Origin of the sequence: Streptomyces sp. NPDC004609, assembly GCF_042873655.1 — a bacterium.
In the GTDB taxonomy this organism is placed as follows: Bacteria; Actinomycetota; Actinomycetes; order Streptomycetales; family Streptomycetaceae; genus Streptomyces.
Map to the genome: position 1 here is coordinate 41,381 of NZ_JBIALS010000028.1, position 17,065 is coordinate 58,445.

The window sequence follows — 17,065 nt, forward strand, 5'->3', positions numbered from 1 at the left end:
TCTCCGTAGCCGTTTCGCTACCAAGGTGGCTCAGAGTGGCCTAGAGTCGAGAGTCCTTCAACATGTCAGAGCCGAAGGAAAGGTTGGGCATCCGTTGGTTAACCGCAAGGAGTTAAACCCCGAGGAGAGCCCGGAAGCAGCTTTTGGGGCGCGTCTACGCAGCTCACGGGAAGCGCTCGGTTGGACGCAAGATCAGCTTGCCGAGCGGATCGGGTATTCCAGCACGCACATTTCAGCCGTTGAAACTGGTCGCAAACCCCCAACTGTGCGGTTCTCGCGTAGTGCAGACGCCGCCTTCGACCTCACAGGGACAGCCGACACCTTCGAACAGGCGTGGCGCGAGATCCGGCGCGGTTCGTTGCTGGAGGGATTCCCCGAGTACGTGGTGAACGAAGGCCGGGCAGCCGAAGTCCGGTTGTACGAAGTGGGCATTGTGCCCGGTCTGCTCCAGACGCCGGAGTACGCCTCCGTGCTGGCAGACAGCGCCGTCAAATGGGGGACGATCACCGGAGACCAGGCGCACGAGAGGGTCGCGGTCGTCGCCGAGAGACAAGCCGCACTCCGGCGCACGCACCCGCCCATGATCCTGGCCGTACTGGATGAGAGCTGCATCCGCAGACCCATTGGTGAACCTGCCGTCATGGACGCACAGTTGCAGCGGTTGGTCGAGTTCGCCGAGCTGCCGAACACCGTGCTTCAGGTCGCGGACTTCGGCATGGGGGAGCGCCGCCCGTTCAACCTGCCGCTCTACATCCTGACCATGTCCGACCGATCACTCATGTCCTACGCCGAGTCGGCCCATCGGGGCCATCTGGAACGGGACAGCACCTTCGTGCTGCCCATACTGGGGGCCTACCATCAACTACAGGCGCACGCACTCTCCCAAGCCGCGTCTGTCGACTTGATCAACCAGTTACGAAAGGGCACCCCGTGACGACCGATTCTCCGTCCCCGCGTTGGTTCAAGTCCTCCTACAGCGACAACGGCGGCGCTTGCGTGGAGGTTGCCGCCAACTTCGCCGCCACCCTCGGCATGGTCCCCGTTCGTGACTCCAAGACCTCGGACGGTCCCGTCCTCGCCGTACCGACCCCCGCGTTCGAGTCGTTCATAGCGGGGGTCAAGTCCGGTGAGTTGGGCGCTGTCTGATCCTTCAGGATCAGTTCGCTCGGGAAACCGGCACACCTATAGAGAGCCCCGTCGACTCCAGCTTCTTCGGAGTGGCGGGGCTTCTCCTTGCCACCCAGGCCAATTGCGCTACCGGCCCGAGAGCCCGCCCCGCAACGGCAGCTGCCTGAGCCACAGGCTGGAAAGCGACTCGGCGGGGCCATGCATACCGCCTACCATCAGCTACAGGTAGGAACGCTGTCCCCGGCCCGCTCGCTCGACGAGCGAACAGATCGGAAAGGGCACCCCGTGACCACCGCAACCCCCGCTCTCCACTGGGTCAAGTCCTCCTATAGCAACAACGGCGGCACGTGTGTCGAATGGGCACCCCGATACGCCGCTGCCCACGGCGTAGTCCCGGTGCGTGACTCCAAGAACCCGAGCGGCCCCTCCCTTGCCGTGCCCACCCCCGCCTTCGTGTCCTTCGTGGCAGGGGTCAAGGCGGGTGAGTTCGGCGCTGTCTGATCCTCCGGGACCAGTTCGCTCGGCAATCCGGCACAACGACAGAGCGCCCCGCCGACTCCAGCTTCTTCGGAGCGGCGGGGCTTCTTACGTCACCCAGGCATCGCCATGCGTGGTCCGCGAGCTAAATCCAGGCGTGTTCGGTCAGGGCACGGGAGTCCTTCAGATAGCCGAGGAGCCCGAGTTTCGGGTACTCGATGATGTCCTCGGGCAGCTCATGGACGCTGAACCATTCCAGTCCGAGGCACTTCGACGGCTCGCGGTTGACGGGTTCCCCGCTCCATTCGGTGGCCTCGAAGAAGAAGCCGATCCGTTCGACGGTGGCGCTCTGGCGGTGATGTACGACGTGCACCATGCGCAGATGGTCCGGCTCGACGGAGACGCCGGTCTCTTCGAGCAGTTCGCGCGCAGCGCCGACGCTCAGTGGCTCGCCCTGGTCGAGCTTGCCGGAGGGCATGTGCCAGCGTCCGTAGCCGTAGGGTCCGCCGCGCCGGGAGAGGAGGAGCCTGTCGCCGTCGCGGAGGATGACGTGGGTGTCGATGACGGGCTGTGCGGGATGCGGGTTCATGGTTCCCAGGAGGTTGTCGGGTGTCGTGGGTGCGCTGACGGTACCGAGATGCGAGGGAGTGTCTCGGCCTCGCTCAGCGAACAGACACAACAACAGACAGCTCCGCCGACCCCAATCCTTCGGAGCGGGCGGGGCCTCTGCCTCACCCAGGGCATCGCCATGCGCGGTCCAGGAGGCTACGTTCAGGCGTGTTCGGGCAGGGCGCGGGGGCCACCTCACGTCGGCAACCACCCGATCCACAGACTGGAAGTGTCCCGATGGCAGTCTCTCGACAGTCGGCCGCTACCAGTGGCAAGGGCTGCTGTTCCGCAGCTCGTCATCGGACCCGCGGCGCAGGTGTCCGGGGCGGGGCGCAATGGTGTTCAGGGTCCCGTTCGGTGGGCGGCCCAGCGGGCTGAGGCAGTGACCATGCGAGCGGTCCACGGGTCCGGGTCGGCACCGCCGATTTCTTTCCACAGGTTGGCGTTGGCCACGGCGAATGCGTTCACACCTTCGGAGGGCGCGCTCCGCCATGACGGCACCTCTCCCGCCCAGCGCTCTGCCGATTCGGCGGTGTGACCTCCGGCCGCCATGAGCCAGATCACCCAGTAGCCGGGGTCCAGCCAGGCGGCGCCGCGTGTCGCCCACGCCCAGTCCACAAGGAGTGCTGTCTCCTCCACGAGGACGTTGGCGTTGTTCAGGTCCGTGTGAAGCAAGGAGTCCCCGGCGAAGTGGGACAGGTCTGCCGGTTTCGCCGCGTAGCGTTCAAGGCGCTGGTCCGCCCGTCGAAGCTCGATGGCCGGGCACGCGACTTCGCCCAGGCGGACGAGAAGGTCGGCGACCTTCGGCAGGTCAGACGAATCGGGCGAGTAGTCCGCGTGGTGCCCGTCGATGGCTTGGAAGCCCAGAAGATCCCACTCCTCGACTTCGATCCGCCATCGGAGAGCCGGGGCGACTCCGCGAAGGAACGGGTTCACCTCAGCCTCTCGCCGTTGGGTCCAGACCCGGGGGTGATCGGTGCGGAGCCCCTTCACATAGATGCTCCCGGTTTCTGTGAAGACGCGGGCAGCGACCTCACTGTTGAACCCCGCCTTCGCCGGTTCGATCTTCCGGAGTGGTCCGGTGCGCGCTTCGACTTGAGCGAGCACCGTCGAGGGGAGTTCTTCGAAGGCGATTCGGTTGGTTGCCACGACTCCACACACTTCCACACCACGAGCAGCGCGGGCCCCGTGGCGCGTGAGCACCATGAGACCCGCGCGGGGTACTACCAGTTGGTGGGCCGACTACTGGTAGGGGTTGTCGTCACCACAGCCGCGGTCCGACGCGGACGCCAGTACTTCCACGTCCACGATCTGGACGCCTACCGGCTCAGCGGCGCACGCATGGGGTTGTTCCTGCCCCGTGGCTGGCTGCCAGTTCCCCACGGCGCTCCGGGGAATGATCTCTACCGCAACAGCAGTCACTTCGTTGCCTCCTTCATCCCGTGCTGACAGTAGGTGCGGAGTGGTGCCTTCGCCTCCTGGTACACCTTCGCAAGCGGTCGGCAGACACGACAGGTCTTCGACAGCCTGCAGCCGGCGCATCCACCGGAGCGAAGCATCTGGGAGTCTGCGATTCCGGGCAGACGTGCAAGGCCGCTCAGTCCTTCGGACATGAGATTGACGGGATTTTCACGGCCGATCTTGCACATGGTCGCCCACCCGTGCGGGTCAACGTGAAAGAAGCGGTGACCGGCAGGGCACCCGGCAAAGACAGATGAACGGTTAACCCAGTCTTCCGCCTGGGTGGCGAGTGGCTCGTTCCCCCCTTTGTAGGTGGGGGAGATGGTTCCGTATTCCTTACGGGACACTCCGTACCGGTCGGCTAGTTCGCGCATAGCCTCCACTTCATGGGCGCTGTACTTCGTGATGATGAGCGTGATCTCCAAGGGAATACCGGCTTCCTTGGCTGCTGTGATTCCCTTCATCACGGCTTTGAATGAGCCGGCGCGCTGGGTGAGTGCGTCAAAACTCTCGGCTGTAGCACCGTACAGGGAAACTGTGATTTTATGAGGCGGCAAGGAGGTGAGGAGATTGATCACAGCCGGATGGTGGAGCCTTGACCCGTTGGTAAGTATTTCCAGCAACATCCCCATGTCGTAGGCCGTGCGGTACGCGGCGTGGAAGTCAGGATCAATTGTCGGTTCTCCACCAGTGAACTGAAGCCAGAGAACCCCGGCATCACGGAGCAGGGTGAGAAGGTGCCCTTTCTCTTCGCCAGATAGCCCCATGAATTTTCGGTCCGGTAGGAAGCAGTGCTCACAACCGAAGTTGCAACCCTGGTTGATCTCGTAGGTTGCCCGGCTGAAGTTGAGTGTGGTGAGTGGTCGCACCAAAATTGCGGTGTCGCTGGGCTGCCCGGACAATCGGAGGCCCCAGGCGGCTTCGGCGGCGTCAATGAGCCACCCCGGTACTGGGCTTCTCTCTGTTACCGCGCTCGCCACCTCGTTGTAGTAGGCGCGTGGAATGTGTAGAGCCTTTCGTTCCCCCTGCCGAACGATTGCGAACTTTTCATCCTGTGGAGTAGCGACTACCTGATGCATTGCTCTCCTTTTCGGAACCGCAGGGGCTGCGAATCGTGGCTACTGGTTGCCTATTCCACTCATCTGTATCCCTTCGCCTTGGGCTGGGATTCACAGTAGAGACGGGCTCCGCTCTGTGTCAGGAATGTTAGCGTTGTCGGGAAAAGAACAGAGACCAGCCTTCCAAGAGTTCCCGACAGTCGTTCCCGAAGATGGTATATCGCTCGTAGGTTTCAAAGTCATTGAGATAAGCCGTTACGTCTCTATGGTCCCGCAAGATCAATGCCCCTGTAGCCGTTTCCACGGTGGCCAGTCTCCGGTCGTACACCGTAAATGTGTTCAGCGGCCTCTCCGGAATGTATCCGCCCAAGGGGACAATGCCAAGGCGCACATTCGGAATGCGGGAGACTGATGTGAGCCGATCCAACTGCATGGACATTTCTACAGGGGGCAGCAGTGGCCACCTGACCGCTTGCTCAGTAAGGATGAACGTGAACGACTTCGAAGGTTCGTGAAGGACCTGCTGCCGTTCCAATTTCTTCGCAATGGTCTTCGACTGATCACCGGGCACGTCGGCGATGCTGGCACGCACGTACTCAGGCGTGGCGAGTAGTCCCGTGATCATCGACAGGAGGAAAAATCGGAACTCTTTCGAGGCGGCTTCCAGTCTAGCCAGCTCATTCTGTTTTTTGTCCAATCCTCTGCGGCGAGAGGACCAGTGATCCTGCCATTCCGTATTGGCCGTTCTTGCCAGTGATAGAATTTCGGTCGATATGGCTTCGTCTGCCCCGAGGGCTTCCAGAATCAATTCGACATCGACCAGTGATGGCGTGAGTTTGCCGCTCTCGATGTTGCTGACCTTGGTTTGCGACATGGTGCAGCGGCGAGCGAGCCAGGTCTGCGTTTTCCCAGCTCGCTTGCGCTGACCTCTCAGTACTTCTGCTAGGTCAGATCTGGACTGACCCAGCTTCTCGGGCTCAAACGTCAAGGCCCTTCACGTACTCCTCGAAGGGCACCGACTCGGCTACCGCGATTCGCTGGTACGCGATGAACCGGGCCACGTCCCCACCATGGACCTCGCGATTGATCTGTCGTCCATCAGGGTGATAGTTCATCAGTACTACTTCCGCGTGGTCGAAGATCCAGAAGTCCTGAACTCCTTCCAGAGGGTTCATTCGGTTGGTCACGTCCAGAATCCGGATCTTCTCACCCGCCAGCGCATGAGGTGCGTAATACTGGGAGAACTCGAATCGCAGGTAGGCCGACAGCGGTCGAGTCACGATGTGTACGCGCCCCTGCGAGCGCCCTTCCGCGGCCTGTCGGCGCAGCCGGTCGGTGTACTCGTTCGAGACGGCGTAGGGGTCGATACGCGCCCCTGCGTTGAACGCCGCGAATTCCTCTTCCTCCTGTGGCATGAGGTACTGCGGTAGGGACTCAAGGCGCCATGCTTCGCGCTGGAATCCCTCGAATCGTGCTGCCCAGTCCTCACCAGCCAAGAGCACGTACGGCCTCCCTCAGTACGCTTTCAGGGATTTCCACGAGCCCTTCGCCTCCGGGTGGCATGAACGCCTCGGAAACGTTGCCCTGGACGATGAACGAGCCGTTGGGGGTGCGGTAGACATTCGGGCAGTCGTCCTTTCCGCACTCCCCGTTGCCGTTGCCGTTGCCGGTAAGTCGGGTCAGTTCCTCGCGCGCCATGCTGAAACCCCCTTGCGCCCGGCCCTGGTTGGGCCGCTGGAGTCGAAGCTACGGGGGCAAGCCTTGGTCGTCCATGCGGCAGCACCGATATTCGCGTTGTCGGGTAACGATCTTCCCCAGGCACCGCAAGCTCAGCGCCGGAAGGCGGGGGGAACGAGTCAACCTGGGTAGTGCCGTACAGGCCGGGAGCCCACCTCACACCGGCAACAACCCGATCCATGGGCCGGAAAACGAGTCGGTTCCAGAAGCTCAGCCGACGCGTCAGCGCCGCCTCACAGCGGAAGGGCCTGAGGTTCCTGAACCTCAGGCCCTTGGCGGCGGTCCCGGCCGGACCACCGGGATCAGCTCTTTTGGCCGGCCGCCTGAAGAATCGCCTCCACGCCGAGTTTGACCTCGGCTCCGATCGATTCGGGGAGCGTGACGTGTTCACCAGGGGCGTGGACTCGGTGGTTCGCGTAGTCGCCTTCAGCCGGGTCGGTGAGCACATGGAGCCGCTGGTGCTTGCGGTCGATGATGACGTACACCGGGATCCGGGCCTGCGCGTAGGCGGCGACCTTGTGGCGGAGGTCCGCCTGGTAGTTGCTGGAGGTGACCTCCAGGACCAGACGGAAGACGGCCGGGTCGTAGCAATTGTTCTCGATGAGGTGTTCTTCGCAGTCGGCATCGACGACGGCGAGGTCGGGGATCGCGTAGTCCTGGGGGCCGCTGGGCAACCACAGTCCGATTCCTTGGAGGACGTCGGCCTCCGCGCCGTCGAGGCCCGCCGTCATGAACGGGCGCATGAGCTTGGTGAGTGCCCTGGCGTGGGCACCGTCTGCGGGCTGTGCCGCCGTGATGACGCCGCCGATGATCTCGATGCGGTTGCGGGGAAGCCGCTCCCTGAGGATGTTCGCCTCGTCGATCAGCGACTGCGGCTCGCCTTCACGCGGGTGCTCGACTGCGGCAGGCATAGTGGCCTCCTGAAGGCTGCTGGTGTCGAGCGCATCATCGGAAGCACACTGGCCCCTCCGCGTCCCGTACCGCAGCGTTCACACAGACGAGTGAGGGCCCCGGCGGTTTGATCCCGCCAGGGCCCTCGAAATGCCGCTTACGCGGTCACAGGTTCTCGATCACATAGTCGACGCACTTCGTCAGCGCCTCGACGTCCGACGGGTCGATCGCCGGGAACATCGCCACCCGCAGCTGGTTGCGGCCCAGCTTGCGGTACGGCTCGGTGTCGACGATGCCGTTGGCGCGCAGCACCTTCGCCACCGCGGCGGCGTCGATCTCGTCGGCGAAGTCGATCGTGCCGATGACCTGCGACCGCTTGGCCGGGTCGACGACGAACGGGGTCGCGTACTTGGACGCCTCGGCCCAGCCGTACAGGCCCCGCGCGGAGGTCGCCGTGCGGCGGACCGCCCAGTCGAGGCCGCCCTGGCCGTTCAGCCAGGTCAGCTGCTCGTTCAGCAGGAAGAGGGTGGTGAGCGAGGGCGTGTTGTACGTCTGGTTCTTCAGCGAGTTGTCGATCGCGGTTGGCAGGCTGAAGAACTCCGGGACGTGACGGCCCGAGCCGTGCACCCGGGCGGCGCGCTCCAGCGCGGCGGGGGAGAAGACACCCACCCACAGGCCGCCGTCGGAGGCGAAGCACTTCTGCGGGGCGAAGTAGTAGACGTCCGTCTCGGCGATGTCGACGGGCAGGCCGCCCGCGCCGGAGGTCGCGTCCACCAGGACCAGCGCGCCCTCGTCGGCACCGGAGACCCGGGCGATGGGGGCGGCGACACCGGTGGAGGTCTCGTTGTGGGTGAAGGCGTAGACGTCGGCGCCCGCCTCCGCCACGGGGTCCGGGTGCGAGCCCGGGTCGGCGGAGATGACGGTCGGCTCGGCCAGCCAGGGCGCGAGCTTGGCGGCCTTCGCGAACTTGGAGGAGAACTCGCCGAAGGTCAGGTGCTGCGACTTGTTCTCGATCAGACCGTGGGTCGCGATGTCCCAGAAGGCGGTGGAACCGCCGTTGCCGAGGATCACCTCGTAGCCGTCGGGGAGCCCGAAGAGGTCGCGCACGCCCTCGCGCACCGCGCCGACCAGGTTCTTGACCGGGGCCTGGCGGTGGGAGGTGCCGAGGAGGGAGGTGCCGGTGGCGGCCAGCGCGTCGAGCGCCTCCGTACGCACCTTGGAGGGGCCCGCGCCGAAACGGCCGTCGGCGGGCTTGATGTCAGCGGGAATCCGGATCTCAGCCACGCCTCGGAGCGTATCCGGTCGGCCGCGGCCCCGGACACGCGGTCCGTCGGCTGAGACGGTGACCGGCGAGGTTCAGCCTTTCTGGTGCAGCGACAGGGCGTGCAGATGCTCGACCAGCGCGATCAGCACGAACTTGCTCGACGAGTGGTCCCGCGCGTCGAACTCCACCAGCGGCACATCGGGGTCGAGCGCGAGTGCCTCACGGATGTGCTCGTCGCTGTGGAGGGGACCGCCGAAGTCGTTGACGGCGACGATGTACGGCATTCCGTGGTGCTCCAGGCGGTCCAGCGCGTACCAGGCGTCCGTGAGCCGGCGGGTGTCGACGAGGACGACCGCGCCGATGGTGCCCGCCAGCAGGCGGTCCCACAGGAACCAGAAGCGCTCCTGGCCGGGCGCGCCGAACAGATACAGGATGCTCCGGGTGTCGATGGTGATCCGGCCGAAGTCGAACGCGACGGTGGTGGCGGTCTTGGCGGTGACCCGGCTGGTGTCGTCGAGGGTGCGCCCGGCGCGGCTCATCACCTCCTCCGTGTGCAGCGGACGGATCTCGCTCACGGAGCGGACCATGGTCGTCTTGCCCACTCCGAAGCCGCCGACGACGACGATCTTCAGAGCGTTCTCGGCCTTCTGGGGCAGTGCCGTCCCGGGGAGCGTACGACGGCGCTCGGCGGGGCTGTCCGCCCGCGTTCCGCGAGTCATCGGGCCTGGGCGGTGCCGGTCATCGAGTGTTGCCTTCCGAGGGGTGGCGGGGGCAGAACTGGAGCCGCGTGTTCCTGATCAAGTGGTCGTCACTATAGGAGAGTTGGCGATCACTTTGGGCTGTTACCCCGGGCTTTGCCAAGGGCCCAAGGGCCCTAATGGTCCCAGGGGGAAGGTTTCCTCCCGGTGTGACGAGGGCGACGCGGGCATCCTGGAACACATGGCTGAACCACGCTCCCCTCGGTGGGACGGAAGTGGCACACGCGACTCACAAGGTGGGAGTGTGCCCCGTGACCCGAGTGATCCGCCGGTACGGGGTGGCGCCGGCCCGCTGGAGCGGGAACTCGCCGCCCACGTCCGGGGCGAGGTCGACTTCTCGGCCACCGCCCGCGCCCTGACGACCATGGACGCCTCCAACTACCGCCGGGTCCCCGTCGGCGTCGTCGCACCGCGCGACGCGGACGACGTGGCCGCCGCACTGGAGGTCTGCCGGGTCCACGGGGTGCCCGTGGTCGCGCGCGGCGGCGGTACGTCGATCGCCGGGCAGGCCACCGGCACCGGCGTCGTGCTGGATTTCACCCGCCATATGAACGCCGTGGTGGACGTGGACGCCGGGACCCGTACGGCCGTCGTACAGCCCGGGGTCGTCCTGGACACCCTCAGGGACACCGTCCGGCCCCACGGCCTCACCTTCGGCCCCGATCCCTCCACCCACGCCCGCTGCACCCTCGGCGGGATGATCGGCAACAACTCCTGCGGAGCGCACTCCGTCGCCTGGGGCACCACCGCCGACAATGTCCGAGAACTATCGGTCCTCACCTACGGGGGCACCCCGCTCCGCCTCGGCCGGTCCCTCGCCCCCGGCCGCGCTCCCGCCGGGCTGCGCGAACTCGTCGGAGGCAACCTCGCCCTCCTGCGGACCGGATACCCCGGCGGACTGCCCCGCCGTATCTCCGGATACGCCCTGGACGCGCTGCTCCCCGAAAACGGCACCGACCTCGCCCGCGCCTTCTGCGGCAGCGAGGGCACCCTCGCCGTGCTCACCGAGGCGGCCGTACGGCTGGTCGAGGCGCCCCGGGCGAGGGCGCTCGCCGTCCTCGGCTACCCCGACGAGACCGCCGCCGCCGACGCGGCGGCCGGGCTGCTCGCCCACCGGCCGCTGACCGTCGAGGGCATGGCCGACGACCTGGTGCCCGACGCCCGGGGCCTGCCGCGCGGCCGGGCCTGGCTCTTCGTCGAGACGGGCGGCGGCGCCCCCGCCGAGGCCCGCTCCCGCGCGAGCGCGATCGTGCGGGCGGCCGGCGCCCTGGACGGCACGGTGGTGTCCGACGCCGCCGGGATGCGGGCGCTGTGGCGCGTACGCGAGGACGCGGCGGGCACCGCCACCCGTACCCCCGACGGCGCCGAGGCGTGGCCCGGCTGGGAGGACTGCGCGGTGCCGCCCGCCCGGCTCGGCGCGTATCTGCGCGACTTCCGCGCCCTGCTCACCGGCCACGGGCTGCGCGGGACGCCGTACGGGCACTTCGGCGACGGCTGCATCCACGTCCGTATCGACTTCGACCTGCTGAGCGAACCGGGCGTACGGGCCTACCGGAGGTTCTCCGCCGAGGTGGCCGACCTGGTGGTCGCCCACGGCGGCTCGCTGTCGGGCGAGCACGGCGACGGACAGGCGCGCGCCGAACTGCTGCCGAGGATGTACGGCGCCCCACTCGTCGACCTCTTCGGCCGGTTCAAGGACCTGTGGGACCCGGCGGGCGGACTGAACCCGGGGATGCTGGTACGGCCCGCGCGGCTGGACGAGGGGCTGCGGTTCGCCGTGCTGCCGCGCGAACCCGTCGACGTCGTCTTCGGCTATCCGAAGGACGGCGGCGACTTCGCGGGCGCGGTCCGCCGCTGCGTCGGGGTCGCCAAGTGCCGTGACACGGCGCCCGGTCCCGGCGTGATGTGCCCGTCGTTCCGCGCGACGGGCGAGGAGGCCCACTCCACCCGCGGCCGGGCGCGCCTGCTGCACGAGATGCTCGCCGGGGAGGTCGTACGGGACGGCTGGCGCTCGCCCGAGGTGCGGGACGCGCTCGATCTGTGCCTGTCCTGCAAGGGGTGCCGCAGCGACTGCCCGGTGGGCGTCGACATGGCCACGTACAAGGCGGAGTTCCTGCACCACCACTACGCGGGGCGGCGGCGCCCGGCGTCCCACTACACCATGGGCCGGCTGCCCGGGTGGCTGCGGGCGGCGGCACCCTTCGCGCCCCTGCTGAACGCGCTCGCCCGGGTGCGCCCGCTGGCCGCCCTCGCCAAACGGGCGGCCGGGATCGCGCCGGAGCGCGCCCTGCCCGTGCTCGCGCCGGTCACCTTCCGGCGCTGGGCGCGGGGACGGCCGGGAGGCGGCGGGCGCAGGGTGGTGCTGTGGCCGGACACCTTCACCGAGTATCTGTCCCCGCAGGTGGGGCGGGCGGCGGTCCGGGTGATGGAGGCGGCGGGCCTCGGGGCCGTGCTGCCCGAGGGCCGTGTCTGCTGCGGGCTCACCTATGTCACCACCGGGCAGCTCGACCGGGCGCGCGCGGTGATGCGCCGCACCCTCGACACCGTGGAACCGCTGCTGGAGCCGGGCGTTCCGGTGGTGGTGCTGGAGCCGAGCTGCGCGGCGGCCCTGCGGACGGACCTGCCGGAGCTGCTGACCGGCGATCCCCGCGCGGCCCGGCTCGCCTCGTCCGTCCGTACCTTCGCCGAGACACTGGAGGAGTACGCCCCCGACTGGACCCCGCCGCGCGCCGACCGCGAGGTGGCGGGACAGACGCACTGTCACCAGCACGCGGTCCTCGGCGACGCGGCGGACCGCAGGCTGCGTGAACGGGCGGGCCTGCGCGGCGATCTGAGCGATGGCTGCTGCGGGCTGGCGGGCAACTTCGGCTTCGAGGCGGGCCACTACGGCGTCTCGGTGGCCTGCGCCGAGGACCGGTTGCTGCCGGCGCTGCGGAACGCGGGACCGTCGGTGGAGATCCTGGCCGACGGCTTCTCCTGCCGTACGCAGACGGCCCAGCTGGCGGGTCGGCGGGCCCGTCATCTGGCGGAGGTCCTGGCGGAGGCGCTGGGGACGGAACCTGAGGCGGGGGCTGCGGGGTAGCCGGGTGTCGGGGCGGCGGGGTAGCTGGGGGAGAGGGGGATGCGGGGGCTGCGGGGTAGCCGGGTGAGGCCGGGGGCGGGGTAGCTGGGGGAGCGCGGGAAGCGGGGGCTGCGGGGTAGCCGGGTGAGGCCGGGGGCGGGGGCTGCGGGCAGTCCTGGTCCGGTGGGCAGTTCCTAGTCCGGGGGGCGGGTCAGTTCGCGGGCCAGGGCGACCAGGTACGGCAGCGCCGGGTGGGCCGGGCCCGCCCGGTGGGCCAGCAGGACCGGGACCGGGGGCGCGTCCGGCAGCGGGCGGAAGGTCACCCCCGGGTGCGGGTGCAGCTTCGCCGTCGAGGCCGCCGAGACCCCCGCGCCCCGGCCCGCGGCGATCGCCGCCAGCCAGTCGTCCGTGTTGGTGACGGTGACCGTGGCGGCCGGGCGGGCGTCCGGGGGCCACAGATCGAGGGTGGTGATCCCGGAGACGGGGTTCACCAGGACCGGCCCCGACGCCAGATCCGCCAGCGTCAGCCGGGGCAGCGCGGCGAGCGGTCCGTCCGACGTCACCGCCGCGACCCGGGGCTCCGTGAACAGCGGTACGGTCACCAGCCCGGGCTCGTCGACGGACCCGCGCAGCACCGCGGCGTCCACCCTGCCCCGTACGAGACCGGCCGTGCGGTCGTCGATACGGAGCAGTTCCAGCGGGGTGTCCGGGTGCTCGCGCTCCCAGCGGCGCAGCAGCGGTGTCGTGTACGGCCCGAGGGCGGCCCAGGCGTGCCCGAGCCGCAGCGGCCGGCCCCGCGGCCCCACCGTGTCCACCGCGTCGTCGAACGCGGCCACGGCCGCCGCCGCCTTCTCCCGGAAGATCCGGCCCTCGGCGGTGAGGGTGAGATGGTGAGTGGAGCGGTCCATCAAGCGGACACCCAGGTGCTTCTCCAGCGCCGCGAGGGAGCGGGAGAGCGCGGGCTGGGTCAGATGCAGCCGCGCCGCCGCCCTGGTCACGCTGGATTCCTCCGCGATGGCGAGGAAGGCCCGCAGATGGCGCAGGTCGATGCTCATGCGTGTGGAGCATAACGACAGCGCAATAGGCATTTCACGCCACTGCGCCCGCGCACTAGCGTGGGCGGGGCCGGCAGTGTGCCGCGTATGCCCGGATCCGTGTGCGGCCGGGCGCTCGATCGGAACGGGAGGAACAGGGTGGACGAGGTCCGTAACCCGGTCGTGGGCGAGGCCGGCCACCCGTTCGTCACGGCGGAGCCCGAGGCCGCCGCCGCGCTCGGCGCGGGTGCCCCCGCGGCCGGAGGCGGCGCGGGTGACCCGGCCGGTGCTGCGGCCGTCGGCGCGGGCGGCGGCACCGGGCGGGGCGGGAAGGCCGCGCGGGCCGCCCTCGGGCCGGTGGGGCTTGTCGTCGGCGGGGTGCTGTCCGTGCAGTTCGGGGCGGCCGTCGCCGTCCTGCTCATGCCGCGCGCCGGGGCGATGGGCGTCGTCACCCTGCGGCTCGTCCTGGCGGCGGCCGTGATGCTCGTCGTCTGCCGTCCGAGGATCCGCGGCTACTCACGGGCCGACTGGGGCACCGTCCTCGTCTTCGGCACGGTCATGGCCGCGATGAACATGCTCTTCTACCAGGCCGCCGAGCGGATTCCCCTCGGCGCGGCCGTGACCCTGGAAGTCCTGGGCCCGCTCACCCTCTCCGTGATCGTGTCCCGGCGGCTGGTGAATCTCGTCTGGGCCGCCCTCGCGCTCGGCGGTGTGGTCCTGCTGAGCGGACTGCTCAGCGGCGGCGGAGCCGGCGGGCTCGATCCGGTGGGCGCGCTGTTCGCCGTGGCGGCGGGGGTGATGTGGGCCGCGTACATCGTCTTCAGCGCCCGCACCGGGCGGCGCTTCCCCAAGGCCGACGGACTGGCCCTGGCCCTCGCGGTCGGCGCGGTACTGACCCTGCCGTTGGGGCTTGCCGAGTCCGGGGCCACGCTCGTCGAGCCGTCGGTCGTCGGGCTCGGGCTCGCCGTCGCGGTGATGTCGTCCGTCCTCCCGTACACCCTGGAACTGCTGGCCCTGCGGCGGCTGGCCGCGCCGACGTTCGCGGTGCTGATGAGCCTGGAGCCCGCGGTCGCCGCGATGGCCGGGTTCCTCCTCCTGAGCCAGGCGCTCTCCGCGACCGACGCGCTGGCGATCGCGCTGGTCATCGCGGCGAGCATCGGCGCGGTACGGACCCAGGTCGGCAAGGGGCGCGCCCCGGGTCCGGGACCCGGCGCCGCGGTCCCACCGGGCCCCGGCGACCCGCCCCGGCGCCACGCCACCGGCGGCCCCGGCCCCTGAACCGGCGGCCAGGGTCGGCACACCGGGCACACCGGGCACACCGGGCCCGCCGGACACCCCGGGCCCGCCGGACGCTCAGGGCGCGATGTCGTCGTACCCCGGGACCTCGCGGGGGTCCCGGGTCCCCGGTCCCACATAGCGCGCCGAGGGGCGCACCAGGCGGCCCGTGCGCTTCTGCTCCAGGATGTGGGCCGACCAGCCGGCCGTGCGGGCACAGGTGAACATCGAGGTGAACATATGGGCCGGGACCTCCGCGAAGTCCAGGACGATGGCCGCCCAGAACTCCACGTTCGTCGCCAGCACCCGGTCCGGGCGGCGGTTGTGGAGCTCCTCCAGGGCGGCCTTCTCCAGCGCCTCGGCGACCTCGTAGCGCGGCGCGTCCAGCTCCCTGGCCGTACGGCGCAGCACCCGTGCCCGCGGGTCCTCGGCGCGGTAGACACGGTGGCCGAAGCCCATCAGGCGCTCGCCCTTGTCGAGAGCCTGCTTGACATAGGCGGTCGCGTCGCCGGTGCGCTCGATCTCCTCGATCATGCCGAGGACGCGGGAGGGGGCGCCGCCGTGCAGCGGACCCGACATCGCGCCGACCGCGCCCGACAGCGCCGCGGCGACGTCCGCGCCGGTGGAGGCGATGACCCGGGCGGTGAACGTGGACGCGTTCATCCCGTGCTCGGCGGCGGAGGTCCAGTACGCGTCGACGGCCTTCACATGCCGGGGGTCCGGCTCACCTCGCCAGCGGATCATGAACCGTTCGACCACGGAGTGCGCCTTGTCGATCTCCCGCTGCGGCACCATCGGCAGGCCCTGGCCACGGGCACTCTGTGCCACGTACGACAGCGCCATCACCGCCGCCCGCGCCAGATCGTCCCGGGCCCGCTCCTCGTCGATGTCCAGCAGCGGTTTCAGGCCCCACACGGGCGCGAGCATCGCCAGCGCGGACTGCACATCGACCCGTATGTCCCCGGAGTGCACGGGGATCGGGAACGGCTCGGCCGCCGGCAGCCCGGGATTGAACGCGCCGTCGACCAGGAGTCCCCATACGTTCCCGAAGGACACCTGGCCGACGAGATTCTCGATGTCGACGCCTCGATAACGGAGAGAACCGCCCTCTTTGTCGGGTTCGGCGATCTCCGTCTCGAACGCGACGACTCCTTCGAGCCCAGGTACGAAGTCGGACATCAGGCGGCTCCTCACGGTACGTACAACAGATCGGTGCGGTTGATCGGATGGGACCGGACACCTCGGTGATGCCCCGTACGACCGGTGGTCACCCGCCGCCGGGGGCCAGGAACGATATCTCCTGCTGTGGAATCACCACAGAGCCCCGCCCCTGGATTTTGGCGGGTTCCCATGATGCGGGGAAGCGTGAGATCCGGCACACTGCACCGTTTTGCCCGGGGAGGATTAGCGGCACTGAGTGCCGGGGATACTGGTCCTTCACCGCCGACGACCGCCCGTGCCACCCCGTCCCGCGTGGCTCCGCCCCCTCCGGGGCGCCGTGGGCGGCGAACCCCTTGGCCGGGGCACGCGGTCTCGGCGCCGCCGCGGCCCTGCGGCAGGATGACCCCCGTGACCGACCATGCCTCCCCTGCGAACGCAGCCGTCCCCGATCCCGCCGTGATGCGGGAGCAGTACCGCTCCACACCGCTCCTGGAGACGGACCTCGCGCCGACGCCCATGGAACAGTTCGCCCGCTGGTTCCACCAGGTCACCACCGCCGGCCTGCACGAGCCGAACGCCATGGTCGTCTCCACCGCCACCCCCGACGGCCGCCCGTCGTCCCGCACGGTGCTGCTGAAGGAGTACGACTCACGGGGCTTTGTCTTCTACACGAACTACACCTCCCGCAAGGGACGCGAGATCGGCGCCAACCCGTATGTCTCGCTGCTCTTCCCCTGGCACCCCATCGCCCGCCAGGTGGTGGTCACGGGCACGGCGTCCCGTATCGGACGCGACGAGACGGTGGCGTACTTCCGCAGCCGCCCGCACGGCTCCCAGCTCGGCGCCTGGGCGAGCGAGCAGTCGTCGGTGATCGCCTCCCGTGACGAGCTGCTCACCCGGTACGAGGAGCTGGCGACCCGCTATCCGGAGGGCGAGCAGGTCCCGGCACCCCCCGAGTGGGGCGGCCTGCGGGTCGCGCCCGAGACGGTGGAGTACTGGCAGGGCCACGAGAACCGGCTGCACGACCGGCTGCGGTACACCTCGGGGGCGGACGGCACCTGGACCGTGGAGCGGCTGTCCCCCTGAGCCTTCCGGGAGGGCGGTGCGTGAACGCAGACGACCCGCGGGCCTGGTTCCCTCCGTACGGGACG

Annotated in this window: 18 protein-coding genes; 6 read left to right on the forward strand and 12 right to left on the reverse strand. The window is 69.0% G+C overall.

The features are described from left to right. The first annotated feature begins 94 nt into the window (after positions 1–94). From ACFYT4_RS25305 to ACFYT4_RS25315, 3 genes are all read left to right on the forward strand, one after another. Positions 95–934 (forward strand): helix-turn-helix domain-containing protein, encoded by an 840-nt coding sequence (locus ACFYT4_RS25305; RefSeq protein WP_389273291.1) that lies wholly within the window; start codon positions 95–97, stop codon positions 932–934. Continuing rightward, the gene (locus tag ACFYT4_RS25310) at positions 931–1,146 is read left to right on the forward strand and encodes a DUF397 domain-containing protein (RefSeq protein WP_389273294.1); all 216 of its coding nucleotides are present in this window, start codon (positions 931–933) and stop codon (positions 1,144–1,146) included. Before ACFYT4_RS25305 ends, ACFYT4_RS25310 begins: the two co-directional genes overlap by 4 nt. 267 nt (positions 1,147–1,413) lie before the next feature. After that, positions 1,414–1,629, forward strand: coding sequence for a DUF397 domain-containing protein (locus ACFYT4_RS25315; RefSeq protein WP_389273297.1), 216 nt, complete (start codon positions 1,414–1,416; stop codon positions 1,627–1,629). 121 nt (positions 1,630–1,750) lie between these two features. Here the strand turns inward: ACFYT4_RS25315 and ACFYT4_RS25320 are convergent, their stop codons facing one another. From ACFYT4_RS25320 to ACFYT4_RS25365, 10 genes are all read right to left on the reverse strand, one after another. After that, complete coding sequence (locus ACFYT4_RS25320; RefSeq protein ID WP_389273300.1) at positions 1,751–2,194, reverse strand: NUDIX domain-containing protein; 444 nt, start codon at positions 2,192–2,194, stop codon at positions 1,751–1,753. Positions 2,195–2,556: 362 nt separating this feature from the next. Continuing rightward, positions 2,557–3,363: an aminoglycoside phosphotransferase gene (locus ACFYT4_RS25325; protein ID WP_389273302.1), complete on the reverse strand. Its 807-nt coding sequence runs from the start codon at positions 3,361–3,363 to the stop codon at positions 2,557–2,559. A 93-nt stretch (positions 3,364–3,456) separates the two neighbouring features. After that, the gene (locus ACFYT4_RS25330) at positions 3,457–3,636 is read right to left on the reverse strand and encodes a hypothetical protein (RefSeq protein WP_389273305.1); all 180 of its coding nucleotides are present in this window, start codon (positions 3,634–3,636) and stop codon (positions 3,457–3,459) included. Next, positions 3,633–4,754, reverse strand: coding sequence for a radical SAM protein (locus ACFYT4_RS25335; protein WP_389273308.1), 1,122 nt, complete (start codon positions 4,752–4,754; stop codon positions 3,633–3,635). The genes ACFYT4_RS25330 and ACFYT4_RS25335 overlap by 4 nt, the downstream gene beginning before the upstream one ends. Before the next feature lie 127 nt (positions 4,755–4,881). Further along, complete coding sequence (locus ACFYT4_RS25340) at positions 4,882–5,721, reverse strand: helix-turn-helix domain-containing protein (RefSeq protein WP_389273311.1); 840 nt, start codon at positions 5,719–5,721, stop codon at positions 4,882–4,884. Beyond that, complete coding sequence (locus tag ACFYT4_RS25345) at positions 5,711–6,235, reverse strand: DUF6879 family protein (RefSeq protein ID WP_389273314.1); 525 nt, start codon at positions 6,233–6,235, stop codon at positions 5,711–5,713. The genes ACFYT4_RS25340 and ACFYT4_RS25345 overlap by 11 nt, the downstream gene beginning before the upstream one ends. Then, the gene (locus ACFYT4_RS25350) at positions 6,219–6,431 is read right to left on the reverse strand and encodes a hypothetical protein (protein ID WP_389273317.1); all 213 of its coding nucleotides are present in this window, start codon (positions 6,429–6,431) and stop codon (positions 6,219–6,221) included. The genes ACFYT4_RS25345 and ACFYT4_RS25350 overlap by 17 nt, the downstream gene beginning before the upstream one ends. 341 nt (positions 6,432–6,772) lie before the next feature. Continuing rightward, positions 6,773–7,381 (reverse strand): Uma2 family endonuclease, encoded by a 609-nt coding sequence (locus tag ACFYT4_RS25355; protein WP_389273320.1) that lies wholly within the window; start codon positions 7,379–7,381, stop codon positions 6,773–6,775. Positions 7,382–7,526: 145 nt separating this feature from the next. Further along, positions 7,527–8,645 (reverse strand): phosphoserine transaminase, encoded by a 1,119-nt coding sequence (serC, locus tag ACFYT4_RS25360; protein ID WP_389273323.1) that lies wholly within the window; start codon positions 8,643–8,645, stop codon positions 7,527–7,529. Positions 8,646–8,717: 72 nt separating this feature from the next. Next, the gene (locus ACFYT4_RS25365; protein WP_389273326.1) at positions 8,718–9,344 is read right to left on the reverse strand and encodes an ATP/GTP-binding protein; all 627 of its coding nucleotides are present in this window, start codon (positions 9,342–9,344) and stop codon (positions 8,718–8,720) included. A gap of 220 nt (positions 9,345–9,564) precedes the next feature. Between ACFYT4_RS25365 and ACFYT4_RS25370 the strand changes: the two genes are divergently transcribed. Next, on the forward strand, positions 9,565–12,465 hold the full coding sequence (locus ACFYT4_RS25370; protein ID WP_389273329.1) for an FAD-binding and (Fe-S)-binding domain-containing protein: 2,901 nt from the start codon (positions 9,565–9,567) through the stop codon (positions 12,463–12,465). Positions 12,466–12,638: 173 nt separating this feature from the next. On the opposite strand, the gene ACFYT4_RS25375 is transcribed toward ACFYT4_RS25370, so the two are convergent. Beyond that, positions 12,639–13,499 carry a LysR family transcriptional regulator gene (locus ACFYT4_RS25375; RefSeq protein ID WP_389273332.1) on the reverse strand — a complete coding sequence of 287 codons (861 nt, stop codon included), beginning with the start codon at positions 13,497–13,499 and terminating at the stop codon, positions 12,639–12,641. A 138-nt stretch (positions 13,500–13,637) separates the two neighbouring features. Between ACFYT4_RS25375 and ACFYT4_RS25380 the strand changes: the two genes are divergently transcribed. Next, positions 13,638–14,756, forward strand: coding sequence for a DMT family transporter (locus tag ACFYT4_RS25380; RefSeq protein WP_389273335.1), 1,119 nt, complete (start codon positions 13,638–13,640; stop codon positions 14,754–14,756). A 75-nt stretch (positions 14,757–14,831) separates the two neighbouring features. Here ACFYT4_RS25380 and ACFYT4_RS25385 read toward each other — a convergent pair whose 3' ends face one another. Further along, positions 14,832–15,932, reverse strand: coding sequence for a citrate synthase 2 (locus ACFYT4_RS25385; RefSeq protein ID WP_389273338.1), 1,101 nt, complete (start codon positions 15,930–15,932; stop codon positions 14,832–14,834). A 381-nt stretch (positions 15,933–16,313) separates the two neighbouring features. Here ACFYT4_RS25385 and pdxH point away from each other — a divergent pair, with 381 nt between their 5' ends. Next, positions 16,314–17,000 (forward strand): pyridoxamine 5'-phosphate oxidase, encoded by a 687-nt coding sequence (gene pdxH / locus ACFYT4_RS25390; RefSeq protein ID WP_389273341.1) that lies wholly within the window; start codon positions 16,314–16,316, stop codon positions 16,998–17,000. The last annotated feature ends 65 nt before the right edge of the window (positions 17,001–17,065 follow it).

Coding starts and splice junctions, on each gene's coding strand:
- ACFYT4_RS25375 (WP_389273332.1), bottom strand. CDS start 13,499: ATGAGCATCGACCTGCGCCATCTGCGGGCCTTCCTCGCCATCGCGGAG.
- ACFYT4_RS25385 (WP_389273338.1), bottom strand. CDS start 15,932: ATGTCCGACTTCGTACCTGGGCTCGAAGGAGTCGTCGCGTTCGAGACG.
- ACFYT4_RS25320 (WP_389273300.1), bottom strand. CDS start 2,194: ATGAACCCGCATCCCGCACAGCCCGTCATCGACACCCACGTCATCCTC.
- pdxH (WP_389273341.1), top strand. CDS start 16,314: ATGACCCCCGTGACCGACCATGCCTCCCCTGCGAACGCAGCCGTCCCC.
- ACFYT4_RS25350 (WP_389273317.1), bottom strand. CDS start 6,431: ATGGCGCGCGAGGAACTGACCCGACTTACCGGCAACGGCAACGGCAAC.
- ACFYT4_RS25335 (WP_389273308.1), bottom strand. CDS start 4,754: ATGCATCAGGTAGTCGCTACTCCACAGGATGAAAAGTTCGCAATCGTT.
- ACFYT4_RS25370 (WP_389273329.1), top strand. CDS start 9,565: ATGGCTGAACCACGCTCCCCTCGGTGGGACGGAAGTGGCACACGCGAC.
- ACFYT4_RS25355 (WP_389273320.1), bottom strand. CDS start 7,381: ATGCCTGCCGCAGTCGAGCACCCGCGTGAAGGCGAGCCGCAGTCGCTG.
- ACFYT4_RS25365 (WP_389273326.1), bottom strand. CDS start 9,344: ATGACTCGCGGAACGCGGGCGGACAGCCCCGCCGAGCGCCGTCGTACG.